This window comes from Cerasibacillus sp. JNUCC 74 (assembly GCF_053667775.1).
In genome coordinates this window covers 2,908,891-2,934,770 of the sequence record NZ_CM132207.1, presented here as the reverse complement: position 1 = coordinate 2,934,770, position 25,880 = coordinate 2,908,891, and the positions used below count along the sequence as shown (strand labels likewise).

Annotated in this window: 24 protein-coding genes; 11 read left to right on the top strand and 13 right to left on the bottom strand. The window is 36.5% G+C overall.

The window, feature by feature from the left end; genetic code table 11:
- Positions 1 to 155 precede the first annotated feature (155 nt).
- Positions 156 to 1,691, top strand: a complete 1,536-nt coding sequence (locus JNUCC74_RS13135) for a fatty acid--CoA ligase family protein (RefSeq protein ID WP_454065702.1) — start codon at positions 156 to 158, stop codon at positions 1,689 to 1,691.
- Between the two features lie 380 nt (positions 1,692 to 2,071).
- A complete protein-coding gene (locus JNUCC74_RS13130) occupies positions 2,072 to 2,605 on the top strand; it encodes a competence protein ComK (protein WP_454065701.1) in 534 nt (177 codons plus the stop codon).
- Here JNUCC74_RS13130 and JNUCC74_RS13125 read toward each other — a convergent pair.
- Positions 2,541 to 2,927 (bottom strand): hypothetical protein, encoded by a 387-nt coding sequence (locus tag JNUCC74_RS13125; RefSeq protein WP_454065700.1) that lies wholly within the window; start codon positions 2,925 to 2,927, stop codon positions 2,541 to 2,543. The two genes, JNUCC74_RS13130 and JNUCC74_RS13125, sit on opposite strands and share 65 nt — an antisense overlap.
- A gap of 418 nt (positions 2,928 to 3,345) precedes the next feature.
- On the opposite strand from JNUCC74_RS13125, the gene JNUCC74_RS13120 reads away from it, so the two are divergent.
- The 4 genes from JNUCC74_RS13120 to addA all read left to right on the top strand — a co-directional run bounded on the left by JNUCC74_RS13120 (position 3,346) and on the right by addA (position 13,019).
- Entirely contained in the window at positions 3,346 to 4,002 is a 657-nt protein-coding gene (locus JNUCC74_RS13120; protein ID WP_454065699.1) for a TVP38/TMEM64 family protein, read from the top strand.
- A 56-nt stretch (positions 4,003 to 4,058) separates the two neighbouring features.
- Entirely contained in the window at positions 4,059 to 4,610 is a 552-nt protein-coding gene (gene lepB / locus JNUCC74_RS13115; RefSeq protein ID WP_454065698.1) for a signal peptidase I, read from the top strand.
- Between the two features lie 1,207 nt (positions 4,611 to 5,817).
- The gene (gene addB / locus JNUCC74_RS13110) at positions 5,818 to 9,315 is read left to right on the top strand and encodes a helicase-exonuclease AddAB subunit AddB (RefSeq protein WP_454065697.1); all 3,498 of its coding nucleotides are present in this window, start codon (positions 5,818 to 5,820) and stop codon (positions 9,313 to 9,315) included.
- Complete coding sequence (gene addA, locus JNUCC74_RS13105) at positions 9,309 to 13,019, top strand: helicase-exonuclease AddAB subunit AddA (RefSeq protein WP_454065696.1); 3,711 nt, start codon at positions 9,309 to 9,311, stop codon at positions 13,017 to 13,019. The genes addB and addA overlap by 7 nt, the downstream gene beginning before the upstream one ends.
- A gap of 470 nt (positions 13,020 to 13,489) precedes the next feature.
- Here addA and JNUCC74_RS13100 read toward each other — a convergent pair whose 3' ends face one another.
- From JNUCC74_RS13100 to JNUCC74_RS13075, 6 genes are all read right to left on the bottom strand, one after another.
- The gene (locus JNUCC74_RS13100) at positions 13,490 to 13,708 is read right to left on the bottom strand and encodes a spore germination protein (RefSeq protein ID WP_454065695.1); all 219 of its coding nucleotides are present in this window, start codon (positions 13,706 to 13,708) and stop codon (positions 13,490 to 13,492) included.
- Between the two features lie 230 nt (positions 13,709 to 13,938).
- Positions 13,939 to 14,304: a spore germination protein GerPE gene (locus JNUCC74_RS13095; protein ID WP_454065694.1), complete on the bottom strand. Its 366-nt coding sequence runs from the start codon at positions 14,302 to 14,304 to the stop codon at positions 13,939 to 13,941.
- 9 nt (positions 14,305 to 14,313) lie between these two features.
- A complete protein-coding gene (locus tag JNUCC74_RS13090; RefSeq protein ID WP_077317822.1) occupies positions 14,314 to 14,490 on the bottom strand; it encodes a spore gernimation protein GerPD in 177 nt (58 codons plus the stop codon).
- Positions 14,491 to 14,492: 2 nt separating this feature from the next.
- Positions 14,493 to 15,071, bottom strand: a complete 579-nt coding sequence (gene gerPC, locus JNUCC74_RS13085) for a spore germination protein GerPC (RefSeq protein ID WP_454065693.1) — start codon at positions 15,069 to 15,071, stop codon at positions 14,493 to 14,495.
- 72 nt (positions 15,072 to 15,143) lie between these two features.
- Complete coding sequence (locus JNUCC74_RS13080; protein WP_454065692.1) at positions 15,144 to 15,347, bottom strand: spore germination protein GerPB; 204 nt, start codon at positions 15,345 to 15,347, stop codon at positions 15,144 to 15,146.
- A 19-nt stretch (positions 15,348 to 15,366) separates the two neighbouring features.
- Positions 15,367 to 15,579 (bottom strand): spore germination protein, encoded by a 213-nt coding sequence (locus JNUCC74_RS13075; RefSeq protein WP_077317819.1) that lies wholly within the window; start codon positions 15,577 to 15,579, stop codon positions 15,367 to 15,369.
- A 120-nt stretch (positions 15,580 to 15,699) separates the two neighbouring features.
- Here JNUCC74_RS13075 and JNUCC74_RS13070 point away from each other — a divergent pair, with 120 nt between their 5' ends.
- On the top strand, positions 15,700 to 16,881 hold the full coding sequence (locus tag JNUCC74_RS13070) for a DUF418 domain-containing protein (protein WP_454065691.1): 1,182 nt from the start codon (positions 15,700 to 15,702) through the stop codon (positions 16,879 to 16,881).
- Positions 16,882 to 16,918: 37 nt separating this feature from the next.
- Here JNUCC74_RS13070 and JNUCC74_RS13065 read toward each other — a convergent pair whose 3' ends face one another.
- Positions 16,919 to 18,115, bottom strand: a complete 1,197-nt coding sequence (locus tag JNUCC74_RS13065) for an ornithine--oxo-acid transaminase (protein ID WP_454065690.1) — start codon at positions 18,113 to 18,115, stop codon at positions 16,919 to 16,921.
- A gap of 954 nt (positions 18,116 to 19,069) precedes the next feature.
- Here JNUCC74_RS13065 and JNUCC74_RS13060 point away from each other — a divergent pair.
- Both JNUCC74_RS13060 and JNUCC74_RS13055 read left to right on the top strand, forming a co-directional pair.
- Positions 19,070 to 19,435 carry a YisL family protein gene (locus tag JNUCC74_RS13060; protein ID WP_077317816.1) on the top strand — a complete coding sequence of 122 codons (366 nt, stop codon included), beginning with the start codon at positions 19,070 to 19,072 and terminating at the stop codon, positions 19,433 to 19,435.
- A gap of 273 nt (positions 19,436 to 19,708) precedes the next feature.
- A complete protein-coding gene (locus tag JNUCC74_RS13055) occupies positions 19,709 to 21,196 on the top strand; it encodes an alpha-amylase family glycosyl hydrolase (RefSeq protein WP_454065689.1) in 1,488 nt (495 codons plus the stop codon).
- A 291-nt stretch (positions 21,197 to 21,487) separates the two neighbouring features.
- Here JNUCC74_RS13055 and JNUCC74_RS13050 read toward each other — a convergent pair whose 3' ends face one another.
- Entirely contained in the window at positions 21,488 to 22,357 is an 870-nt protein-coding gene (locus JNUCC74_RS13050) for a DegV family protein (RefSeq protein WP_454065688.1), read from the bottom strand.
- 187 nt (positions 22,358 to 22,544) lie between these two features.
- Between JNUCC74_RS13050 and JNUCC74_RS13045 the strand changes: the two genes are divergently transcribed.
- Positions 22,545 to 23,387 carry a YitT family protein gene (locus JNUCC74_RS13045; protein ID WP_454065687.1) on the top strand — a complete coding sequence of 281 codons (843 nt, stop codon included), beginning with the start codon at positions 22,545 to 22,547 and terminating at the stop codon, positions 23,385 to 23,387.
- A gap of 160 nt (positions 23,388 to 23,547) precedes the next feature.
- Positions 23,548 to 23,754, top strand: a complete 207-nt coding sequence (locus tag JNUCC74_RS13040) for a hypothetical protein (RefSeq protein ID WP_454065686.1) — start codon at positions 23,548 to 23,550, stop codon at positions 23,752 to 23,754.
- 198 nt (positions 23,755 to 23,952) lie between these two features.
- On the opposite strand, the gene JNUCC74_RS13035 is transcribed toward JNUCC74_RS13040, so the two are convergent.
- The 4 genes from JNUCC74_RS13035 to JNUCC74_RS13020 form a co-directional block, all read right to left on the bottom strand.
- The gene (locus tag JNUCC74_RS13035) at positions 23,953 to 24,216 is read right to left on the bottom strand and encodes a NifU N-terminal domain-containing protein (protein ID WP_454065685.1); all 264 of its coding nucleotides are present in this window, start codon (positions 24,214 to 24,216) and stop codon (positions 23,953 to 23,955) included.
- A 207-nt stretch (positions 24,217 to 24,423) separates the two neighbouring features.
- Entirely contained in the window at positions 24,424 to 24,630 is a 207-nt protein-coding gene (locus JNUCC74_RS13030) for a DUF3813 family protein (RefSeq protein ID WP_077317810.1), read from the bottom strand.
- A 1-nt stretch (position 24,631) separates the two neighbouring features.
- A complete protein-coding gene (locus tag JNUCC74_RS13025; protein WP_454065684.1) occupies positions 24,632 to 24,781 on the bottom strand; it encodes a hypothetical protein in 150 nt (49 codons plus the stop codon).
- A 202-nt stretch (positions 24,782 to 24,983) separates the two neighbouring features.
- Positions 24,984 to 25,817: a Cof-type HAD-IIB family hydrolase gene (locus JNUCC74_RS13020; RefSeq protein WP_454065683.1), complete on the bottom strand. Its 834-nt coding sequence runs from the start codon at positions 25,815 to 25,817 to the stop codon at positions 24,984 to 24,986.
- Positions 25,818 to 25,880 lie beyond the last annotated feature (63 nt).

Sequence of the window (25,880 nt, the reverse complement as noted above, 5' to 3'; positions counted from 1 at the left end):
TTCCACTTGAAATGATCAGGTGTCTGATTTATACTGAAATCGTAAAATAATTCGCATGGTTCCGAAAGATATAGATGCTTTTAATGAGTATCTGTATTTTATCGGAAAATATTATGAATGATTATTCATTCATAATTACGCAAAGGGGGATGAATGTGAATATAAGTGAGCAATTAGCGATTACGGCAAAGGAATATGTGGATAAACCGGCTTTCATTTTTGCAAATCAGGAGACAAGTTATTATGAGTTAGATCGGTCTGTTTCTTTATTTGCTGCTGGCTTGGCGGCTTTAGGGTACCAAAAAGGAGATCATGTTGCACTGGTGATGGGAAATAGCCCTTATTATATTATTGGGCTATATGGGGCATTACGACTTGGTATGGTTGTTATTCCTATCAACCCATTATACACACCAAACGAAATGAGTTATATGTTAAAAAATGGTGATGTAACTGCCGTCATTACCATGGATAGATTTTTGGAGAAGTTTCAAACATTGGATTCTGAACTACAAGTATCACATTATATTGTTTGTGATTCTGGAGCAGAAGCAGAGACAGATTCAATTCCACAGCAAAAAATAACTTCCTTTTACGAGTTACTTCAGTTAGGAAATTACAATTTTTCTAGACCAGCGTTACATAAAGATGATTTGGCTATTGTGTTATATACATCTGGAACAACTGGTACACCAAAAGGGGCCATGTTATCTCATCATAATCTGTATTCTAACGCAAAGGATGTTGCAGATTATTTGAATATTAATGGCGATGATAGGGTGATAGCGGCACTACCGATGTTTCATGTCTTTTGTTTAACTGTTTCCCTAAATGCACCGTTAATGAATGGGGGGACGATTATTATATTGCCTAAATTTTCTCCTTCGGCTGTGTTCGCCTTAAGCAAAAACTATCGGGCAACTATATTTGCTGGGGTGCCGACAATGTATAATTATTTGCTGCAAGCTAAAAGCGAGGAAGAAAATCCTTTTTCTGCTATTCGTTTTTGTATCTCTGGTGGAGCGTCCATGCCGGTTGCACTATTGAAAAACTTCGAACGAGCTTTTGATGTTAAAATTTCTGAAGGTTATGGATTGTCTGAAGCCTCACCAGTGACTTGCTTTAATCCACTAGATCGACCACGTAAGCCCGGATCCATAGGTCGCAGCATCTGGCATGTTGAAAATAAAGTAGTAGATGAGTGGGGGGAAGAAGTGGCTGTTGGTGAAGTTGGTGAATTAGTAGTACGTGGCCCTAATGTAATGCTTGGGTATTATAAACTTCCTGAAGAGACAGCAGTAGCTTTAAAAGATGGCTGGTTGCATACAGGTGACATGGCAAGAATGGATGAGGAAGGTTATTTTTATATTGTGGACCGAAAAAAAGATATGATCCTTGTAGGTGGTTATAATGTTTATCCACGTGAAGTGGAAGAAGTATTATACATGCATCCAAATATAATTGAGGTAGCTGTCATTGGTGTTCCTGATCCCCAAACTGGAGAGGCAGTTCAATGTTTTGTTGTTACAGATAATTCTAATTTGACAGCTGAATCTTTAACAGCGTTTTGCGAGAAGCATCTAGTAAAGTATAAAGTTCCCACAACCATTGAATTTTTAGATGAATTACCAAAAAATACAACCGGAAAGATTTTAAGAAAAAAGCTTCAGGAGCATGTACAACAATTATAAACATAAACTCCATTCCATGGGTGAATTTTTCAACCCATGGAATGGCTGTTGCACACCAGATAGGCATCGATTATCTTTTGCTTAGCCTGTTTAGATTTACACTATTTTTTAATGGACAATCAACAGAGGTTTTTTATTTTACTATAGGAAAGTATAAAATTTTATGGTTTAGTATAAGAAAAACCACAGCTTTCGCTAAAGACTTGGCGATAAGCTAAGTTTTTCTAAAAAACAGCTCTTATGAGAAGTGATGATATATAAAAACAACAGTTATAGTAAAATCTTCAAAAAAGTAACTTTTTTCATTTCATTTTGAATAGAGTTTTGGTAAATTAGTATATAGCCACTTTCTTTTCTATCATTAGAAAGGATGAAAGAGAATGATTTTTAATTTATATACAGATACCCCGGAAATTACCCCTTTAACGATAGCGCTTATCTCACGGCGAGATGCTAATAACAAGCCGATTACCGTAGTATTAGAAGAACAAGGCGAATATACTGTTTCATCTCCTCCAAGTAAAATGATGGATCTTGCTTGTAAATACTTTGGCTCAAGTCTAAAAGGCAGACAAGAAGGAACTAGAGATGTCTGTGGTATAACGCACAAAGCTCCAATCACAATTGATCCCATTAGTGGTATGTATTTTTTCCCAACCATTTCTCCGTCCAGCCCCGAATGCTCCTGGATTGCTCACTCTCATATTGATCAAATTCAAAAAAATAATGATTATGGTACAGAAATTATCTTTCGCAATGGAAAGCGAACGGTATTTGAAATCTCCTATGGCTCTATGCTAAATCAAATACAAAGAACAGCTCAATTTCGTTACCTGCTGAATAACCGGCTTAAATTCCTACAGAATCATCTTGATCAGGTAGCAGAGATTTTTGCATCAACTCCAGAAAAATAACTTTTACTTTTTTGCGGATAGCAGGATTGAAATAATTACGCTTTTCTTCCCGTCCTTGACAAAGAAACAAATACGAAGAGAATGAATCATTTCTATCTAGTTTCATTACTTTTATTTGTTTTTGCAGCATTACTTTGCGAAGATGTCTACGTTCTTGGAGTGCTTTTTCTTCCATGTTTTTTAATACCTCAATATAAGCATCTTTTAATTTTAGTTCGCTTTTTTGAAAATAATGAATATCTTGCTGGATAACAATAATGGTCATGGAAAGAAATAGGAAACGTGAAGCAATTGTCAGCTCTTCCTCATTCAGATAACGCATCACCGTTTACCTCCTCTTGTAGGAACGTTTGTTCCTGCGTAGTATATGCTATTTACCTAATAAAATTCAATAGATTTTTATTAAATGAAAAGAAAGTGGCAATTATAATAGTATGGACTATGCATATTTACTGATTTACTTTAAAATAGAAATAGTTTAATTTTTAATAGAGAATGTTATAAAGAGTAGAGCAAGAAACTTTTGATAACTATAGTGCGTATATTTAGTAAGTTCAAAGTCTGATTATCTTTATAGAGGTGGTTCAAAAGTCGGGTGGAATTAAAATAATTATCGTCTGTTCGGAAGGCCAATTGCGATCCTAGCTGATCTTCAGACCACTTACCCTCTTTTGAACACCTACTTATAAAAGAAATCAAGTTTGGGAAAACGATATTTACATATTGAGGAGATTTACTACATGGTTCTATTGGACATCCAACTAACTGATTGGGAAATGCTGCTTGATACGGAAACATTTGATGAATATATTATGCAGTTGCTGAAAAATTATGAGAGTCTAGGTCCTTTACCTGGGATTTTATTACCATTTATTGAAGCATTCTTGCCATTCTTACCCTTAGTTGTATTTGTATTTGCTAATGCTGCTGCTTATGGTTTATTTGAGGGGTTTATTTTATCCTGGACTGGTTCAGCACTCGGTGCGATTATGGTTTTTTTGATCATTCGCAAACTGGGTAACCGGCGGATTTTTACGGTGATCCGAAAAAATAAACAAGTGAAAAAAGTGACGGCATGGCTTGAGCGGCATGGATTTGGTCCATTATTTTTATTAATGTGTTTTCCGTTTTCCCCATCCTCGGTCATCAATGTCGTTTCAGGATTATCTAAAATTAGCTCACAACAGTTTATCCTAGCGGTAATTATGGGAAAATCAGTGATGATCTTTTCTATTGCTTTTGTAGGTACCAGTATTATGGAATTTGCAAAAAATCCAGTGAAAACGATTGTTGTTGGTATATGTATCGTATTATTTTGGATGATTGGTAAATATATTGAGAAACGCTTGCAGAAAAAGGCGCAGTTGCGGGAAACATTCGATTCTAAAGAAGATTAAGATATTTCTTTCTTGGGTAAGCTGTAAATAGAACTTACTCTGGAGGAAGATAAGATATGAAAAGAAAATATCGCAAAGTGGTCACAACGATTTTACTTGGGGCCATGATTATATTTTTATGTCGATCCGCCTTTTTCGCAAGCTATGTAGTGGAAGGAGAATCGATGGTACCAACACTAAATGATGGTAACTTATTAATGGTTAATACATTTGTCTATGATCTAACAGAGGTGGATCGTTTTGATGTGATTGTGTTCCACGCTAATCAAAAAGAAGACTATGTTAAAAGAGTTATTGGCATACCTGGGGATAAAATTAGTTATAGAGATGATAAATTATATATAAATGGGGAGTATGTTGAAGAAGCGTTTCTGGATCATTATACTCACGCTACGATGAGTGATAAACCACGTACAGAAAGCTTTACCTTAAAAGAAATTACCGGGAGGGAAACAGTTCCAGAAGGGAAGCTGTTTGTGATGGGAGACAATCGTGAGGAAAGCTTGGATAGCAGATCATTTGGGTTTATTTCGGAAACACAGCTTGTTGGTAAAGTGGATGTAAAATATTGGCCGCTTTCTCAGGCTAGTCTGAGTCTTGGAAAATAGGAACTAGACTATTACCATTGCTTTTGTTTTACTAAAAATGAAATGATATACTTATAGTACATGTTCAAAAAGGATCAAGTTTGGCTTAAGTTCGCAGGCATCCTTGAAAAAGCAGTGTACTTTTTTCTGCGTGCGATGCACCGCTGACGTAGCTTTGCTTGTTCTGCTGCAATATCGATATTCGCCGTTCGAGTCGAAGTTCAATATAGCATGATCTCGAGTAGTGCAATTGTACAGGACGTACTGACTTTAAGTTGCCCACAGGACATGGGCGCTTTTAGTAGAAGATGCTTTAATAGATACATGAGCATTAGAAGGGATTCCTCGAAATCCATCCCACGTAGGAAATGTGTTTTTCTTTTTTAATGAGCGGAGAAACAAGCCAAGAAATGATTGGCTGATGGTAAGTAGAGAGCAGACGATAGTTGTATTGCTTGGAATTTAAAATTTTTCACTACTTGCATTAACTTTAGCGATAAAATGTTATCCGTTCTAACGTGCGAAGAAATTCGTTGTGTTTTTTACCGGGTTTTTAGACATTCACTTATAACGTAGATATCTTAAAATTATGTGATCTGCAAATGTTCGCGGGCAGTTGATTTCCAAATCTTCTTTGTTACATAGAAGGGAGCTCATCTGTCCGTTTCTAGCTTCTTGTCTTGTAACTTATATCCGTTTTTATATATCGGCTATCTTTTTTGAACGTAACTTTGCTTAGCTTATGCGCTCAAGCTGTCAGACTTCAAGGGTAAGTTAATATCGGCCTGAATCTAAAGGAAGGCCGACTAAAAGCGGACTTACCGCTCAAGGATCGGCATACCCCTGTTAGATGGGCATGTTTCCTTTTATCCCGCATGTAAGGTGCCGTAAAACCACAACTTCCGAGAAGTTTAAATGGAGAAAACGGCACCTAAATGCCCGATTCGTTTAAGGGCCTTTAGGTCATACCCTCTGAGGTACTAACATTCAGTAGGAGATGGAAGAAAACTCCTACTGAATGAAGTTTCACTTTATCGTATAAGAAAAACTACAGCTTTCGCTAAAGACTTGGCGACAAGCCGTTTTTCTAATATCCAAGTGCACCAGTTAAAAAGATAATCACAGTTGTTGGAACGATTCTTTATCTCATGCTCCTAATTAGGGTCATAAGAATAGTGGATGCAATTGTTTTAACCATATACTTATTTTTAAGGAAAGGAGAAGTGTTATGGGACTCCGATTTATAACAGGTCGTTCAGGAACGGGAAAAAGTGGCCGTGTATTCGATGAAATAAAGGAAAAATTGCAGGGGGATCCACAAGGTCCTGCTATTTTTTATATCGTGCCAGATCAAATGACGTTTCAGCAGGAGTATAATTTGTTTAAGGATCAGGATATACAAGGTAGTATCCGAGCTCAAGTAGTCAGCTTTTCCCGACTTGCTTGGAGGGTTTTACAAGAGACTGGTGGGGGAACAAAACAATTTATCAGTACAGTGGGTATTCAAATGATGCTTCGAAAAATTATGGAAGAAAAGCAGGGAGAGTGGCATGTATTCCAAAAAGCAATGGAAAAGCAAGGTTTTCTTGAACAATTGGAAGGAATGATTACGGAATTTAAACGCTATGCTGTTACTCCTGAATTATTGCATGCACAAATTGAGCAAATTAATAGTTATGTACACAAAGAACCGGAAGAAGAGAGTTTGGTAAACAAACTGGAGGATTTGTTTTATATTTATGAGCGACTTATACTCTCCTTGCAAGGAAAGTATATGGATGGTGAAGATCAATTAAAGCTGCTTGCAGACAAAATTGCTCACGCTGCTGTCTTAATCGATGCAGAAGTTTATTTGGATGGATTTCATCGGTTTACACCAATAGAGCTGATGGTTGTAGAAGCATTGCTTAAAAAATGTAAGACCGTTACGGTAGCCTTAACGGTTGATAAACTTGAGGATGATACCATCTCTGAAATAGATTTATTTTACCAAACAACAGAAACATATCATTTATTAAAGGAAATTGCAGAAGCAAATAATGTAATGATTGAAGAAACAATCGAACTTGACTCGGCAGATGGGCGTTTTCGTGATCGGCCGTATTTTGCTCATTTGGAACGCTATTTTGATGAGCGACCGGCACCTTTCTACAATGGCGATGTCCCATTACAAATTGCTGAAGCTGTACACCCGCGTGTGGAAGTGGAAGGAGCGGCCCAAGAGATTATTCGGCTTGTCCGTGATGAAGGTTATCGTTATCGGGATATTGCTTTATTTATTAGACAGACTGACGTATATCATGATCTGATTGCGACTATTTTCCGTGATTATGACATCCCATTGTTTATTGATGAGAAGAAAACTATGTTAAACCATGCACTGATTGAGTTTATTCGTTCTGTATTAGAAATGGTAGAAGGTAATTGGCGTTATGATGCAGTATTTCGTGTATTAAAGACGGGGTTTGTGCCTGCCTCCGATTCAGAGTACCCACTCACTCCAGATGCGATTGATGAGTTGGAAAATTACGTGTTGGAATATGGGATTCGTTCTAGACAAAGCTGGTTATCAAAAGAAGAGTGGGTCTTCCAACGGTTTCGCGGTTTTGATCAAACAACGCAAACAGATAGGGAGCTTGATATTCAAAAGCGGATTAATTGTTATCGCAGACAAGTGGTTCAAGCATTAAAGGAATTCGATACCACAATGAGACAAGCTCAAACAGTACAAGAACAATGCGAATATCTGTACAATTTGTTGGAAAATCTGGAGATTCCTTATCGTTTGGAACAAATGAGAACAGCGTATGATGAACGTGCCGAACTGGAAAAAGGGAGAGAGCAGGAGCAAGTATGGGATGCTGTTATTCAATTATTTGATGAAATGGTTGAGATAGCTGGCGAAGAGAAGATGTCATTAGATACATTTCGTAAGATGCTAGAGGCAGGATTTCAAACATTAAAGTTTGCCCATGTCCCTCCAAGTATTGACCATGTTATTGTAGGAACAATCGATCGTTCGCGAATCAGTGGAATTCGCTGTGCCTTTTTACTAGGAGTAAATGAAGGTGTATGGCCGATGAAGCCACAAGCTGATGGGCTGATTAGTGAACGGGAAAGAGAGTTACTAGCAAGTCATGGATTACAGCTTGCAGAAACGAGTAAGCGTCAATTATTAGACGATTGGTTTTATATATACATTGCCTTTACGATAGCTAGTGACCGGTTATGGATAAGCTATTCTTTAAGTGATGAAGAAGGTAACACGAAAATCCCATCACAGCTAATTAAGCGAATGGAGACACTGTTTCCAAATTGCTGTGATCACGTATTACTCCAAGAACCAGATGAGTTGTTGGAAGCAGATCGTTTTATTACCAAGCCGATAAAAACTAGATCTGCCTTAACAGCTCAACTAGCAAGAAAACTTAAAGGATATCCTGTGAAAGAGATTTGGTGGTATGTTCTTAATTGGTATATAGAAAATGAACCGAAACATGATACGACTTATCGCATTTTACAAAGTTTATATTATCAAAACACCCCTCTTGATCTATCAGAAAAAACGGTGAAACAACTTTACCCCAAACAGGTAAATGCCAGTGTGTCACGATTGGAGACTTATTATCGATGTTCATACCAGCATTTTGCTAAGTATAGTCTAGGTTTAGAAGAGCGGCGAACTTACAAATTAGATGCACCGGACATTGGACAATTATTCCATGAAGCATTAAAAACGGTCACCGAATGGGTTCAAACAGAGGGAAAGGAATTCTCCCAATTAAGTAAGGAAGATGCCAAGATATATGCACATCAAGTAGTTACACGGTTAGCACCAATTTTACAACATCAAATCCTACATAGCTCGAATCGTTATCAATATATTCAGCAAAAGTTAGAAGAAGTAATTGCCAGAGCAACATATGTACTTAGTGAACAAGCAAGACAAAGTTATTTTTCACCAGTAGGGTTAGAAGTAGGGTTTGGACAAAATCAAGAATTACCACCATTAAAAATCCCATTAAATAATGGATTTGAGTTAATGCTTCGCGGCAGGATTGATCGTGTTGATAAGGCAATGAAGGATGATGCATTATTCTTAAGGATTATCGATTATAAATCAAGTGAAAAAACGTTGAATTTACTGGAGGTCTATTATGGTTTAGCGCTACAAATGCTCACTTATCTGGATGTTGTTTTAACATATTCAGAAAGATGGTTGGGCATTGAGGCGACACCAGCAGGAGTATTGTACTTTCATGTTCACAATCCAATGATTTCAGAAAAAGGTAAGCTAGACGATGAAACGATAGCAAAAGAACTATTCAAGCAATATAAAATGCAAGGCTTATTATTATCCGATGAAAAGACCATTAAATTAATGGATAAAACATTAGAATCTGGAACAAGTCAAATCATTCCTGTATCGATAAAGAAAAACGGCGAATTTGGAAGTCACTCCAAAGTAGCTAATGAACAAATTTTTGCTAGTTTAAGACAATATATCCATCAATTGATGATGAAGGCAGGTATGGATATAACAAGCGGAGGTATCCATTTAAACCCGTTTCAGCATAAGCAACAGGTTGCTTGTAAATATTGTCCGTTCCAACCTGTTTGTCAATTTGATCCAACTATGCCAATGAACCATTATCGTAAGTTGACGGATATGTCCGATGAAGAGATAATTAAACATATTCAACAGAAGGAGGAAACCTCATGGTAAGCTGGACAAAAGAACAAGAGGCTGCAATTTATACCGAGGGAAGTGATGTATTAGTTGCCGCAGCTGCCGGTTCAGGAAAAACAGCAGTATTAGTAGAACGAATTATTCAAAAGCTGCTGGATAAAGATAATCCTGTAGATATCGATTCTCTGCTTGTCGTTACGTTTACCAATGCGGCAGCTCAAGAAATGCGTAATCGAGTTGGTGCAGCTTTAGAAAAGGCGCTAGCTGAAAATCCTTCTTCTATCCATTTAAAAAAACAATTATCCCTATTACAACGGGCATCGATCTCAACCTTGCATGCTTTTTGTCTTGACGTTGTGAAGCAATATGCATACTTACTGGATATCGATCCATCATTTCGCATTGCGAATGATATGGAAGCAGAAATGATTAAACAAGAGGTGCTCGACGATTTACTAGAAGACTGGTATGGTTCTGATGCAGTCGACCAAGATTTGTTTTTTCAGGTTGTGGACCGCTTCTCTAATGACCGGAGTGATACAGATGTCGAAACATTAATCTTGCAGTTGTATGATTTTTCGGTAAAAAACCCATGGCCAACCAAATGGCTGGATCAACTTGCCGGCACGTATGAAGTGCCTGAAGATGTGCAGGAAGAAAAGTTAACATGGCTAACGATATTAAAACGGGAAATAACCGATCAACTGCTGGCAATGGAACAAGAAATAATGAAAGCAATGAATCTAACAAAAGAAAATGATGGACCTTATCATTATGCGGAAACGATAGAACAGGATTTCATGTTAGTTCAAGAAGCGAAGCGTTGTGTGCATGATTGGCAACAGTTGCATGAGTTGTTCCATACTCGTAAATTCCGTGCATTGTCTCGTAAAAAGCCAGATGTAAATGAGGATAAAAAGAAACAAGTTAAAAAAATACGCGATAGCTATAAAAAGCGTTGGACGGATATGAAAGAAAACTGGTTTAGTAGAAATCTAGCTAGTCATTTACAAGATATGCGCGAAATGGCTCCGGTTATTAAACATGTAGCCTATTTAGTAAAAGCATTTAAAACCAGATTCGATGAAGAAAAAAGAGAACGGGCTTTGGTTGACTTTTCGGATTTAGAGCATTTATGTTTACAAGTGTTAATGGACGATGGTGAAACAAACCGACCAGTTCCATCTAAAGTTGCAATCGGTTTTCAAAAGAAATTCTCTGAGATACTTATCGATGAGTACCAAGATACAAACCTTGTACAAGAGACGATCTTAGAATTAATCAGTGATACGACTGGTACAGGAAATCGTTTTATGGTTGGTGATGTAAAGCAAAGCATTTATCGTTTCCGTCATGCAGAACCATCCTTGTTTATTAGCAAATATAATCGTTTTGCAGATAAAGAGAACTCTGGAATCCGAATTGATTTGTCGCGTAATTTTCGAAGCAGAGAACGGGTGTTAACCGGAACGAACTATTTATTTCGTCAAATTATTGATCAACCGCTAGGGGAAATAAATTACGATGAAAAAGCAGAACTCATCTATGGCAATAAAATGTATGATGCGTTTCCCCATCAAACACCTAATCCGGAATTAATCATCATTGATCGTAAAGCAGCTGATCAAGAAAGAATGGCAGATGAGGAAATAATTGATTTGGAAAAAGCAGAATTAGAAGCACGTATGTATGCGACAAAAATTAAAGAATGGATTGGTAATGAAGATACTCCGCCTTTACAAGTAGTTGATAAAGGAACACAAACGCTACGTGATTTGCAATATCGAGATATTGTCATTCTACTGCGTTCGATGACGGACGCACCAATTATCGTTGATGAATTAAAACAACAAGGTATTCCTGTTTATGCCGAGCTATCGACAGGCTATTTTGAAGCGATTGAGGTTAAAATTATCATCAGCCTACTAAAAGTGGTTGATAATCCTCGGCAAGATATTCCGCTAGCGGCTGTGTTGCGCTCACCAATTGTTGGCTTAAATGAAGAAGAACTGGCAGCGATTCGGTTGGCCGGGAAGAATGTATCTTATTATGATGCATTGGTTTCTTATGTTAACGTACACTCCGACAGTACTGCTAGGAAGGCAAAACAGTTTTTGGAAAAACGGGAACTCTATCGAGATGCTGCCAGACAAGATTCCTTATCAGATCTCATATGGAAGATTTATCGAGAGACCGGATACTATGATTTTGTTGGCGGTATGCCGGGAGGAAGGCAACGCCAAGCGAACCTCCGTGCCTTGTATGATCGGGCGCGTACGTATGAAACAACATCGTTCCGTGGATTATTTCGCTTTTTACGTTTTATTGAACGAATGGAGGAGCGGGGCGATGATTTAGGTGCAGCAAGGGCATTAAGCGAGCAAGAGGATGTAGTCCGTGTTATGACAATTCATAAAAGTAAAGGATTGGAATTTCCAGTTGTCCTTTTAGGAGGCATGGAAAAGCAATTTAATCTTAGCGATTTAAATAAGAAATATTTGTTGCACAAGGATTATGGGTTTGCAAGTAAATATATTGATCCTGTAAAACGAATTACGTATCCTACGCTATATTATCATGCATTAAAACGAGAAATGTTAAGAGAACAATTGGCTGAAGAAATGCGTGTGCTATATGTAGCATTAACCCGCGCTAAAGAGAAGCTTGTCATGATTGGTAACGTGACTTCCTTTGAAAAAAAACAGGAGAAATGGGAAAAAATATGTGATCATCAAGAATGGGTACTTCCTGCATATTTTCGTATCGAAGCAAAATCGTATTTGGATTGGGTTGCACCTGCTTTACTTCGTCACCGTGACAGTAATATACTGCGAACGGAAGAGGTAAAGAAAAATGTGGACACAAGTATCAAGAACGATATATCTACTTGGAATATTCAAGTTCTTCATGCAAGTGAGCTAGCAGCATTAGACAAAACGGAAGATGAAAAGGATAACCAGCTTTATAAACATATTACAAAGTGGGAAGCCCTATCATTATCAGATCAACGATTAAAGCAGCAAGTCGATAGCCGATTAAATTTTGCTTATCCATACAACGATGCAGCTATTTCTAGAGCCAAGCAGTCCGTGACCGAATTAAAACGCCAGCAGGAATTAAAAGATGAATATAGTGGCGATCAGTTGATTGCTCCTTTTAAGAAACCAATCATCAAGCGACCTGCCTTTATGCAGCGACAAAAAACGATGACTTCTGCTGAACGTGGGACTGCCATGCATACAGTTATGCAACATTTACCATTTAATAGAGCTTTAACAAAGATGGAAATTGAAGAAGAACTGGAAAAAATGGTAGAAAAAGAGATATTAAGTAAAGACGCAGCTTTGCAAATTGATCTGTCGGCCATTGAACAGTTCTATCAAACCGATATTGCTGCGTATATGATACATGCTTCTTATGTATACCGAGAAGTCCCGTTCAGTCTTACACTTCCTGCAAATGAAGTATATTCGAACTGGAAAGATGAACAAACTGAGCGAGTATTGATTCAAGGTGTGATCGATGCTATTATTCCGCAAGATAGTGGAGTGATTATTATTGATTATAAAACAGATGCAATTTACGGAGAATGGACAGATGAAATGAAGGAAAAAATGATTAACCGCTATAAGACACAATTGAAGTTATATCGCTATGCAGTAGAAACGATTTGGCAACACCCGGTTTTAGAGACGTACTTGTATTTCTTTAGTAAACATGAAGTTGCCCTAGTGCAATAAAAACGTAGGTATGCCGTGAAAATAATCATTTTTCACGGCATATTTATTATGACTTTAGTTCGTTGAGCTCGCGATAGCGTGCGAAACAAAAAACCACCTGTTATGAACTGCACCTTCAAATGGTTTCCGTGTCCAAAATTTGGTGTGCAGTTCATTGGACGGGTGGTCATGATTTTATTATGGAAACGAATATCTGTCTTTACATAGCAGATATCTATTTTGAAAATAACTTGGTCGTCTAGCACCAGCGCTTAAGCTGTAGCAAACTTTGATCTTCTTCCTATGCGATAAGACAACATCGTCTCAAATCTAAAGGAAGGCTTTAGAAACCGGTTCTCTCACTCGTAAGCAAAAGTATAAGATATTTTTGAAATAGAAAAAAGAAAAGACTTCTTGAACAAAGTATCACTTTAGCCGTCAGAAGATCCTCTATTTGTACGTCATTAAGCGAGCACTTCTAACTTTTATTTTTATGCATTTGCAGTTTGGTTTTGATCGCTTATATCTGGATCAAATGGGTTGGTCGAACTAAGACCATTATTGTTACATGTAAAATCTCCTGTATTAAATGAGCCGGAACCGGCATTTGTTTTAGTAGAACTTTTAGGTGATACATAAAAGGAATCTCCAAAATTGACAACGCCTCCGCCTACACTAACAATTTTGATTGGTCCAACGATTGAGGGCATGTGAAACCACCTTTTAAAAAATCTATTTCTATAGATTATGAAATATGGTGTGAATCGTGTGTACATTTGTCTCACATCATTAGGAAGCAATATCACTAATTTGTTCCTAAAAAGAAGTTATTTATTATGGATAGAAGTTTTACTTTATTTGTAATGACTCGCCTCAATATACAAGTTACTTTGTAGTATTTAGCAGTACAGAGGAAAAAGGATGCCATGGGAACTGAGTACTATTGCCTTAGTTTGCGAAAATGCTTTATTCTTGCTTCTGCTCTCCCTTTACTTAAGCTACCAACTTGTATTAAAGAAGAACTGCTTACTCCAATAACACTTATTGCTGTTATGTTTATCGTCCCGGTCTGATTTAAGGTTGTCTTTTTCACTGTGAGCTTTGGTTTAGGCCAGTTTGCTTGCCGGTTGAAAAGGGGATAGGCAAACGTTTCCTCATCCGCCTCAGTAAAAATGGGGCGCTCCTTTTGCACGGCAATTCCGTTGGAGTTTAACTGAGCATATTCCGTATCGCCAATGGAAAGAGTACTACTAAATGAGAAGGAATTCGTATAAATGTTTCCGACATTTACTAATCGCTTATACATTTAATCACCTTATGTCAATGCTAATGGGACAATATTACCGACAGTAAACGCTTCTGGCGGAGTATCGAAGAAGGATGATAAAATAAACTCATCATTATCGCCGATTAAAAAAACAGATGAAGCAGAAACATTGTCAACTTGAATGTTTCCAACGTTAAGACCCCAATTATGGACTTCCATGATCATACTTATTCTCCTTTATGATGATTATTTTGCATGTAATTTTTTAAGGATTGTTGAATCTCTGCTTTGATTTTATCCGTGATAAAAGCATGCAATTCTTCTTGTGTATGAATCTTCTTTTGATAGGCTTCATTTTCATAAAAGGCAATTCGTCCAGGCAGTTGCTTTTCTATATCTTGAATGAGAATGGAAGGATAACCGTCATCTAAACGGACATTATGTTCAACTGCTAACTGATGAATCATGGACAGACCTGTTTGCTGTAAGTAAGCACTTAATTCTGCTTGAATGGTTTGCTTGAATGAAGGCGAATAAGTTGGTGAATTAGCTTGATTTATAAAATTGGTATCTTCTAAATTCGCTAAATCTTGTGGGGAAAGGCCAATATGAAGCGTTCCGTCCAAACGTTCAATCTTAAGTTGATCAAAGTGATATTCAATTTTTTCAATTTTATTTGACTTCGCATTCTGTAGATTTTCCTCTAGTTGGTTTACTCTCTTCATTAATGTCTCGATAACGGTTTCCTGCTGTCTTATATATTCATGTATATCGTACATATATTTGGTCCAATTTGGATGATTCATGAAAATAAACCCCCTTGCCGGTAATAGACGAATGCCTATATTAATTTATTCATTTTGTTAAAAAATGTGCAGTTACGGTGCTAGCGGAACAAGGGGAATTGCTTCACTCATTGATTCAACTACTTCTTGAGCGGGCTGAGTAAAACCACCAGTATTGTAAATATCTGATTGTGCTTGAACGCTTCCGGTGCTGCCGATCTGTAATACAGAAGAATTCGTAATAGCGTTAACTTTGATCATATAAATACTAATCGTTTGATGTACAGTAATATTCATCCAAGCGGCCCCCCAATAGTTAAGTTATTGGCTGATCAATTTTATCTTGATCATTGATAAATGTTTTTGCATACCCAAGATTAATCCGAATTCCATGTCCTGTATTGAATGAACCTCCACCAGCATATGTTTTGGCATTACTATTAGGAGATATGGAATATACATCGCCAATGTTAAAAATACTGGATGAAGACAGATTAATTACTTTTACTGCTCCAACTTTTGCTGGCATGATAAATTCCTCCCTTAGTGTAAGTTTATGTTACAAGGAAAATTTGTTGAAAGGTTTAGGAGGAAATTTGTTTTTTTTCTCGAATATTAATTGATGGAGTAAATAGAAAGGAAGAGTGTTATGCATAAATTACCTGCACCAATACAAGAAAAGGAGCGTCTGCATTGGATAGACGCAGCTAGGGGCTTCGCTATATTCGGCATTCTTATGGTGAATATCGGAGCATTCAGTGCACCTTATTTTATCTATGGTGGTGGAGAAATTACTTGGAATGCTCCTGTTGATAGGATAACTCAGGCAGTCATAGATATATTTTTTCAAGCTAGTTTTTATACCATATTTTCATTTTTATTTGGTTTTGGTTTGCAATTAATGATTGACCGCTTATCTATAAAAGGCGTACCTTATATGACTATTCTGACAAGAAGACTGTTGCTCTTGTTAGGAATTGGTTTTATTCATACCTTTTTCATCTGGCATGGAGACATTTTACTTACTTACGCTGTTGTTGGGCTTACAGCACTTTTGTTTATTCAGGTTAAAGATCAAACACTATTAATATGGGCAATTAGCATTTTAACAGCTTTTGTTGGACTTTTTACACTTATAATGTATGGAATACGTGATTTTCTGACAGTGTTTAACCAGAAATTGATTGAGGAAGCAATCCATAATTATACAAGTGATTCAATCCGTTCGATTTGGCTGCAAAACATTCAAGATTGGATGAATGCTAATGGTTATGGCTTTGGTCTATTGTTGAGTATGGGGTTTATTTTGCCGTTGTTTTTATTAGGTCTGTATGTTGGACGGAAGCGCTGGCTACATCAACCACTACAGTATCGTTCGATTCTCGTGAAAGTATGGTGGATTTCGTTCATTTTGTTTATTGGATTAAAGCTAGGTCCCTATTCGTTTGGTAATCCAAAGTGGTTTTCTTTTGTACAAGATAATATTGGTGGTACATTCTCGGGGTTGTTTTATATCCTTACAATCACTTTCCTTGCCCAAACAAAAGTAGGTAAAAAAGTAATGCAGCCGTTTATTTACGTAGGAAGAATGGCATTGACGAATTATATCATGCAATCGGTCATTTGCTTTTTCCTGTTTTATGGAATCGGGTTCGGATGGTATGGGAAAATTACCCCATTGTCTGGAGTCGGCATAGGGGTGGTTATTTATAGTTTGCAAATCGTGTGGAGTATTTGCTGGTTAAGGTATTTCAAATTTGGACCATTAGAGTGGATATGGAGGAGTCTTACGTATAATAAAAAGCAGCCATTAAGGAGAAAAACAGCCTAAAATGAAGCAGCTTGGAATATTCCAAGCTACTTCATTGTTATCCTTTTAATACTTCTTTGATTTTGACAATTGCCCAGTCTAAATCATCTTTATCAATGATCAATGGTGGTGCAAATCGAATCACATTCTCATGTGTTTCCTTACAAAGCAGTCCTTTTTCTTTTAAGACTTCACAATACGGACGAGCAGCTTCGGTCAGCTCAACGCCAATAAATAAGCCTTTACCCCGAACTTCTTTAATTTTAGGATTAGAAATGGTTTTAAGCTCAGCTATCATATAGTTTCCAAGTTCTAAAGATCGTTCTGATAATTTTTCTTCCTTAATTACTTCCAATGCTGCCATGGATACAGCACAAGCTAAAGGATTTCCTCCAAATGTGGAACCATGTGATCCTGGATTGAAAACACCTAAAATATCCTTGTTAGCTACTACACAAGAAATAGGAAATACTCCCCCGCCTAGAGCCTTTCCAAGAATTTGCACATCTGGTGTGACCTCTTCCCAGTCACAGGCAAACAATTTTCCAGTCCGGGCAAGCCCAGATTGAATTTCGTCAGCAATATAGAGTACATTATGTTCTTTACATACATCATAAGCTTCTTTCAAAAAGCCCTCAGGTGGAATAATAATCCCAGCTTCTCCTTGGATTGGTTCGAAAAGAAAGGCTGCTGTGTTTTCATTAATAGCGGTTTTCAATGCTTCTATATCACCATAAGGAATAATTTTAATTCCCGGAAGCATTGGACCAAAGCCACGTTTATATTCTTCTTCAGAGGATAGTGAAACAGCGGTCATGGTCCGACCATGAAAATTACCTTCACATGCAATGATTTCTGCTTTATTTTCTTCTACTCCTTTAACATCATAAGCCCAGCGTCTTGCCGCTTTAACGGCTGTTTCAACTGCTTCAGCTCCGGTATTCATTGGAAGAACCATTTCTTTATTTGTTAGTTTACAAATCTTTTCAAACCAAGGGCCCAACTGATCATTGTGAAAAGCCCGTGATGTTAAGGTTAAACGATCTGCCTGGTCCTTTAAAGCATGAATAATTTTCGGGTGACGATGTCCTTGATTGACAGCAGAGTATGCACTTAGCATGTCCAAATAACGATTCCCTTCAGGATCTTCCACCCAAACACCCTCTGCTTTGGAAATAACTACAGGGAGTGGATGATAGTTTTTCGCACCGTAACTTTGCGTCTGATCAATGATTTTTTGACTTGTGAGTACCATTTGATCCCTCCGAATGTTAAAAATAGTCTACAAAATATAGTATACCAGTTTTTTGGGAAGTTCTATATAGAAAAGTGAGAACATTTTTATTTATAGAACATGTTCAAAAGATTGGATAAAAGCCAATTGTTACGTTTAGCACGTTTCTTCATTGCACATGTTTAAATGCATACCCTCGGTTAATTGATCCTGTGACTAGCGTTGGTTTATACAGAACCGGGGCTCTGCCCTTCTAATTAGTAACGATTAAGTCCTTCTTTTATTAATAGTATAACGATGTACCCGGCTAATATGCCATTCCAGCTTTGGTAGTAGTTAAATTGTTTTAGGATAGCAAAAAAGGCTTATAGTTAAGATAATCTCAATGATAAAGAAGCAGAGACTAATAGGAATGCAATTCATTTAAAATAATTAATTAAGATCCTAATAAGAATAATTGCTACTATGGCTATTATCATAAATCCAGAGTTACCAAAAAAACTCTATCGAATAAATCATCATTTTTCTTATTGCGTTATGTTTACCTCTTTTTTTCTGAAGTTTTCAGTTAAAAAATTACCATATAATTATGCTGAATAAACAATATTTTTAAGAAAATCTAAATTGATTTTTTGATTGCAACGTCTTTTTTAATATTTGATTTTGAACTACATCTTTTGCATAAACAAAATCTTACTTTCAAAGTGTAAATGTTTTTTGTGAATTTGTAGTAGATAACAAGTGTTTAAAATGAAATCTTCTTATAATCATGGTAAGATGTTTGTAGTTGTTGAATTTATCCCGCATGTAAGGTGCCGTAGACTCCCGCTTCAAGAGCCTTGAGATCATACAAAAGGGTCTAAGTGTGAGAAAACGGCACCTAAATGCCCGATTCGTTCAACTAACATTCAGTAGGAGATGGAAGAAAACTCCTACTGAACGAAGTTTCAATTTATACAGGGGGTATGTTTGCTAATGAATACACATCTGCATATAACTGCATGGGCACTAGGGCTGATCTTATTTGTAATTGCTTATGCGATGTACAAGCAAGGAAAAGAAAAACCTGGTAAAATAATCCATATGATTTTACGATTAGATTATCTATTAATCCTATATTCTGGCGGAGATTTAATTACCCCATATCTTAATGGCTCACCATTATTACCGGAAGTTATTGTAAAAGGGGTTGCTGGATTGTGGGTTATTGCTGCTATGGAAATGTTACTTGTTCGTCTACCAAAGCAAAAGCCGCTTAAGGGCTTATGGATTCAATTTATTATCGCTTTCATTATCGTCATAGCGTTAGGGTTCTTTCGCTTACCAATGGGGCTTAACTAAGCTTACCCGGCACCAAAAGGTTGTCCTTGAATAATAAGGACAGCTTTTTTCATGTATCTTTAGAAAATATAATTATTGATTTCTTTGTCATTTAGAAAACGATATCTGATCGTATATGTGGAGAATTTTTGAACTGTATCTTCATCTAGCTTAAATGCTAAAGGTTGAAGCAAACGTTGAAATTTTAATATGGGTTGATTACGTTAATTATGTTCAAAAAAGCTTCATAATTAAAAGGAAAAAAATAATGATGTAGGATGGGAGAAATGATAGATGAAACGAATTACAAGCATAATAATAGCTGGTTTTATTCTGTTTGGGATGCCAGTAATTGCTGCAGCCGAGAAAAATCCAGTGCAAGAAGAGATTTTTTACCGAATCCTTGTAGATCGTTATAATAATGGTAACTTTGAACAAAACAAACATACTGATGTAGAAGATCCAAAAGCTTATCATGGTGGGGATTTGAAAGGGATTACAGATAAGCTTGACTCATTTGAAGAAATGGGTTATACAACTTTAGTGCTTTCCCCTATTATGGCAAATGCGCCAAATGGGTATCACGGATATTGGATTGAGGATTTTTATGAAATTGAAGAGCAATTTGGTGATATGAAAAGTTTTAATCAACTAATTGACGAAGCCCATAAACGAGATATAAAAGTAATTGTGGAACTTGTTGCAAATTATATAGCTGCCAGTCATCCAATAGCGAATGATCCGACGAAAGAAGAATGGCTCGAACGTGAAGAGATAATAGACACTCCATGGGGAGATAAGGCTGTTAAATTGAACCAGGAAAATAAGGCAGTACAAAAGTATTTAGTTGATGTTGCTACATACTGGATGAAGGAGACAGATATTGATGGCTACTTATTGCATGCAGCTGATCAATCCAATCCGGAATTTATAGAACAGCTTACAGGCAAGATAAAGCAGCAGGATCCGAATTTTTATCTGTTAGCTGATGTATTAGAACCAGATAGTGACATAACTTTTTTATTGCAAGATAACAATTTGGATGCTGTAGATAACCATAAGGCGCAGCAGGCTATGAAGGAGGTTTTCTCTCAATTAGGAAAGTCGCCGGAAGCCATATATGAAAATACAATGGCTGATCGTCAAAAGAATATGCTTTTTTTAGATGATGAAACAATGGAACGATTTACACAAGCTGTTGTAGAAAATGGAAGAAATTCGCTTACAGCCTGGAGACTGGCTTTAACGTATTTATATTCTATGCCTGGCGTACCCATTATGTTTCAAGGTTCAGAGCTACCTATGGCCGGAACAACCATAGAAGAAGTTCAGCGATTAGTTGAGTTTAATAGTGGTAATAAAGATTTAGTGGAGTTTTATAATCGGATTTCCTCCTTACGCAATCAGTTTCCTTCGTTACGTCAAGGTGATTATGAGTTAGTTGGGTCCGACGGTGCCATGAGTGTTTTTAAACGGACTTATGATGGACAAACGATGTTTATTGCAATCAACAATGATGAAACGACTCGATCCGTTTCAATCACCGATTTAGCACCAGGTAAACAATTACGTGGCTATTTAGGAGATCATACGGTTCGTGAAAATGATAATGGAGAATATAAAATTGGTTTAGATCGTGAAACAGTTGAAGTTTTTTCTGTAACAGAGGACATTGGTCTTAACTGGCTATTTATTGGCTTTGTAGCAACAGTTTTCCTTTTGTTTATAATTTCAGTAATTGTCATTTCCATGAAACAAAAGAAAAACAAATCTTCCACGTAAATAAAACGTAGATTACCAATTATGTAGTCCGAAAAGTGAAGAGTGTCTAACAGTTTTATTCTTTCTGTTAGACTGAAAAACACTGTTTTGGTAAAAGCTAAAGAATAGATAAGCTATAGCTAGTAAAAACGTTAGCTATAGCTTAAAAGCATTTCATTTATATAGGTAGGAAAGTATAACATTTTAGAAAGCTAAGGTTAAAACGAATAATCGAGTGAAAATGTTATGTCTAACGTATAAATACAGGAAGCAGAACCGCTATGGCAGAAACTTCACGAATGTTTATAATTGTTACGGGCGTTCAAAGTCTGTATTATTTAAAAAGAAAAGAGCAATAGTACCCGGACCGGAGTGTGCCCCAATAGCAGAACCAACCATTTCGATAATAATCTCCTTCACATTAAATTTCTCTTTTATCATTGCTGCAAGCTTTTCTGCACGCTCTACATCATCTCCATGGGAAATAGCAATCGTTTGTGAGGATATATTTTCGCCACGTTCTTCCATAATTTCCAGCATTCGATGGAATAATTTTTTAGAACCACGTATTTTTTCCAAAGGGATTAACTTTCCATCTTCTACATGTAAAATTGGTTTGATTTTTAGCAGGGTACCAACAAATGCAGCTGTTCGGCTGACACGCCCACCACGATAAAGATACTCTAAATTATCAACTGTGAAAATATGCTCCATATTTTTAGCGCAGGTTTTAGTAGATTCAATAATCGCATTAACTGATTTTCCTTGTTTGGCAAGCTTTGCTGCGTGCAGGATGACTAGTCCGTAACCTAAAGAAGCACATTTGGTATCAATCACATGAATAGGTGCTTCCGGATATGTTTCCTTTACTTCCTGCTCCATCATTTTTGCTGTTTGGTATGTCCCAGATAATTGGGAGGAAAAGGAAAAGTAAAGTAAAGGATGATTTGCTTTTGCATACGATGTAAAAATCGATTGAAAGGTATTCGGCGTAACTTGTGATGTTTTCGGGGTTTTCCCTTCACGCATAGCATCATAAACTGTTTTAGGATGGATCGTTTTTCCATCTTCATAATTCTTATCATCAAGATGAACGGTTAATGGTACCATTTCTATGTCAAATTCGTTATAATAATTTGTTGTTAAGTCACAAGCTGAATCTGCAAGAATTTTAATTCCCATGTTTTCACCTACATTTCTTTTAGTAGTCTCTCTTATTAGTTTAAAGCGATTGATAAAGTTAGTCAAAAAAAGCGAAGTATAATTTTGAAAATATTAAAAAAACAGTTGCTGATTTTCAATAAATTTATAGCGCTTATCCATTCGTTTTATGAGAAAAATTAATCGAGAATGGGGTTAGGAGGTAATCATGTTCATTTTTGAAACAAAACGAATTGCGATTGTCATTTTTGGTGCGATTCTTAATGCAATATCCCTAAACTTTTTCCTGATAGGTGCAAATGTTTATGCCAGCGGGTTTACCGGTGCTGCACAGTTAGTATCAAGTGTATTTAATGATTTTATTGGTATAGGTGTAAGTACAGGGATTTTGCTAGCAATATTCAATATTCCTGTAGTCATTCTAGGCTGGTTTAAAGTAGGAAAAGGTTTTACAATATATAGTGTTATTTCTGTTTTATTTACAACGATATTTTTAGAAATAATTCCAATTACTGAAATATCTCAAGATATTATTTTAAATGCTGTATTTGGCGGTGTTATCGGTGGGGTAGGCATTGGATTAACCTTAAAGGTGGGTGCTTCTACTGGAGGAATGGATATTATTGCCATGGTACTTTCTAAGATAAATGATAAGCCGATTGGAACGTATTTTTTAATGCTTAATGCTGTTATTATTACGTTAGCAGGATTGCTTTACGAGCCGGAAAATGCACTATATACATTATTAACGTTATATGTAACGACTCGTGTGATAGATACGCTTCATACACGTCATGAAAAAGTTACGGCTATGATTATTACCCATAAAGCAGATGAGTTGCAAGCTGCCATTCATAAGAGAATGGTTCGTGGAATTACGATTTTACCTGCCCAAGGAGCTTATACGAAAACAGATAAACATATGATGTACTTGGTAATAACCCGCTATGAGCTATATGATTTAGAAAAGATTATTAAAGAAGTTGATCCGAATGCATTTACGAATATTGTACAAACAGCCGGCGTTTTCGGATTTTTCCGTAGGGACTAACATCTCAAAAGAAATGAGGTACTTAAGTATTATTTAGTTGTAGTGTTCAGGATGAAAATGAGCAAAAAGTAACTAAAAAAATCAGTAGTCAAACGTAGTTCAGCGGTTAGTTTTCCCAACATAAATATGGAAGTTAGAAATGGCGAAGTGGCTCTAATTAGTGAAGCAAAGGCTACAGATATTGATGTGTTTTACAGGCCCTGAGCATGAAGGTAAACCTATAACAGAAGAGATGCAAGCAGTTTTAGATGATCAAGCAGCAAAGTGGAAGGGATTTACGATTAAAATCCAATCACCAAAAGAAGCCTTTACAGCTGAAGAACCTTCTATCATTACTATGTATGGAAAAAATGATGATAATGGTTGAATTACTCAAAATCATTTTCCCGTCGATGTAAAAAATCGGTAATAATATCGAAGAAGAGTGAAGTTTACTGCAGCTTGAGCGTTGAGACAATGCTACTGCAAAAAAGTTCATCAACATGTAGAAATGGATATAACTTTACTAGAAAGTAAAAAAGGCCATGTTTAAACATGGCACTTTTCCTTTTTACTAACAATAATTTCAATATCCATGGTTTTCAAACACTTTCATTACTTTTGGCGTTAATATATCCCATTCAACATCAAATTTTTTATTAACCGTAATAAAGTTTTGATAACCAAAAACGTTATCTACACCTTCCACTTGCATCAATTCATTTAAAATATCGTATTCACTCGTATCACCGGGCATTACGGAAATACTGTTTGTTCCCTTAAAAATTAATTTGTCTGTGGTAAATTTCATTGCATTTGGATTTGGGGTGGCTTCGGCTCTGACTCCCACTCGGACATCCCTCCTAAATCATAGTTATGTCCATCTTAGCAGAAATAAGCTAGATTAAAAAGTATTTTGCTATCATTATGAATGTAAATTTTAGTCGTAAAAATGGCTCACATCATATGATGTGAGCCATTTTAGATCGTCATCAGTAAAACCAGTTACATCCATTAAGAATGATTAGGAATTTACCATACAATCAAAATGCAGAGGTTACTGTAATTGATTTTGCTGTTTTAACTGATTCTCCAGCTGCTGTAACTGTTGCTTCTCTTCAGGAGTCGCTTCATTATAGGCAGCTTGAATAGCATTTTGTGCAGCCTGTTTATCCTGTGCACTTGATGAATTATTTTGTTGATTCATCAAGTTCATAACAGCGTTTTTAGCTTGTTGAAATAAATTTTGATTGTTGTTTTCCAACCTAAAAACCTCCTACAGTGTGGTTATCTGCTTCTGTTTTTTTTCGTATCGAATCAGAAAATGTGCTTCGGTACGGAAAACGGTCATCATGTTTTTTAGCAGAATCCGCGCTCTGTTGGCTAAAACGCTTTGATTTACTTACTTTATTCACGATATTTCCTCCTTGTACATAAGAAGATGTACTTACTGAAATCATCATGATGCGTTCGTGACAAGCTGTTATGCCAACATATTTGGAATGGTGATGATCATCACTTTTTAGCATGCTCTGAAAGTAAAAAGGGAGCGCTCTGATGCGCTCGCCTTTAGTTTGGCTTATATTACTGTTTTTTATAGTAGGAAATTGCTGGTGATTATCCCACTTCGACTTTTAATTTTAAATATTCCTTTAGAAAAAATGCAATTCCATTTTCTTCATTGGATCTGGTAACATAGTTACTAATGGATTTTAACTCATCAATTGCATTACCCATCGCTACGCCAACGCCAGCATAATCGATCATTTCCAAGTCGTTGTCTTCATCTCCAAAAGCTATTATTCGTTCTTTTGGTATATGGAAATAATGGGCTATTTTTTGTAAGCCAACTGCTTTATTCATTCCTTTACGAACAATTTCGATAATATTCCATGGCGCTCCCCATTTGCGATGTTCAATAAGGTCTGCATGGTAATCATCTAGATGTCTCCTTAGTGTTGATATATGTTCTTCATCAGGATGTATAAGAATGGATGTAGGATCTTCCGTGAGCTTATTTCGAAGACTTCCAATCGTAAATGGCGGATCGTTTTCAGTCATATGAAAGATATCGATAATAGCTTGATCATATTGATCTAGATACACTTCATCCATAACTTCAGCTAATATATTGCGCACATGAAGGTCATAGCAAGCGCCAATTATTTTATGTGCAGTTCGAATCGGCATCGGGCTATGCAGTGCATCCCATTTCCTATCTTTTGGATGATGAATCAACGCCCCGTTAAAATTAACCATAGGCGTAGTCAATCCAAGATTTTCATAATAACCAATGCTGGCACGATGTGGTCTACCAGTTGCAATGACAACGATATGACCCTCCTCGATTGCCTTTAATACGATTTGTTTAGTTTGTGGACTAATTTCTTTTTTATCTGTTAACAACGTTCCATCCAAGTCTAAAGCAATTAAATGTCTGTTTGTTTGCATAATTACTCACCTCATCTTCCATAGTGTATAATTGAAACATATAGATGTAAAGTAAAAATTTAT

Excerpts from the sequence above, each read along its gene's own strand:
- JNUCC74_RS13130 (WP_454065701.1), top strand. The coding sequence starts at position 2,072 with ATGATTTTTAATTTATATACAGATACCCCGGAAATTACCCCTTTAACG.
- JNUCC74_RS13125 (WP_454065700.1), bottom strand. The coding sequence starts at position 2,927 with ATGCGTTATCTGAATGAGGAAGAGCTGACAATTGCTTCACGTTTCCTA.
- JNUCC74_RS13120 (WP_454065699.1), top strand. The coding sequence starts at position 3,346 with ATGGTTCTATTGGACATCCAACTAACTGATTGGGAAATGCTGCTTGAT.
- lepB (WP_454065698.1), top strand. The coding sequence starts at position 4,059 with ATGAAAAGAAAATATCGCAAAGTGGTCACAACGATTTTACTTGGGGCC.
- addB (WP_454065697.1), top strand. The coding sequence starts at position 5,818 with ATGGGACTCCGATTTATAACAGGTCGTTCAGGAACGGGAAAAAGTGGC.
- addA (WP_454065696.1), top strand. The coding sequence starts at position 9,309 with ATGGTAAGCTGGACAAAAGAACAAGAGGCTGCAATTTATACCGAGGGA.
- JNUCC74_RS13100 (WP_454065695.1), bottom strand. The coding sequence starts at position 13,708 with ATGCCCTCAATCGTTGGACCAATCAAAATTGTTAGTGTAGGCGGAGGC.
- JNUCC74_RS13095 (WP_454065694.1), bottom strand. The coding sequence starts at position 14,304 with ATGTATAAGCGATTAGTAAATGTCGGAAACATTTATACGAATTCCTTC.
- JNUCC74_RS13090 (WP_077317822.1), bottom strand. The coding sequence starts at position 14,490 with ATGATCATGGAAGTCCATAATTGGGGTCTTAACGTTGGAAACATTCAA.
- gerPC (WP_454065693.1), bottom strand. The coding sequence starts at position 15,071 with ATGAATCATCCAAATTGGACCAAATATATGTACGATATACATGAATAT.
- JNUCC74_RS13080 (WP_454065692.1), bottom strand. The coding sequence starts at position 15,347 with ATGAATATTACTGTACATCAAACGATTAGTATTTATATGATCAAAGTT.
- JNUCC74_RS13075 (WP_077317819.1), bottom strand. The coding sequence starts at position 15,579 with ATGCCAGCAAAAGTTGGAGCAGTAAAAGTAATTAATCTGTCTTCATCC.
- JNUCC74_RS13070 (WP_454065691.1), top strand. The coding sequence starts at position 15,700 with ATGCATAAATTACCTGCACCAATACAAGAAAAGGAGCGTCTGCATTGG.
- JNUCC74_RS13065 (WP_454065690.1), bottom strand. The coding sequence starts at position 18,115 with ATGGTACTCACAAGTCAAAAAATCATTGATCAGACGCAAAGTTACGGT.
- JNUCC74_RS13060 (WP_077317816.1), top strand. The coding sequence starts at position 19,070 with ATGAATACACATCTGCATATAACTGCATGGGCACTAGGGCTGATCTTA.
- JNUCC74_RS13055 (WP_454065689.1), top strand. The coding sequence starts at position 19,709 with ATGAAACGAATTACAAGCATAATAATAGCTGGTTTTATTCTGTTTGGG.
- JNUCC74_RS13050 (WP_454065688.1), bottom strand. The coding sequence starts at position 22,357 with ATGGGAATTAAAATTCTTGCAGATTCAGCTTGTGACTTAACAACAAAT.
- JNUCC74_RS13045 (WP_454065687.1), top strand. The coding sequence starts at position 22,545 with ATGTTCATTTTTGAAACAAAACGAATTGCGATTGTCATTTTTGGTGCG.
- JNUCC74_RS13020 (WP_454065683.1), bottom strand. The coding sequence starts at position 25,817 with ATGCAAACAAACAGACATTTAATTGCTTTAGACTTGGATGGAACGTTG.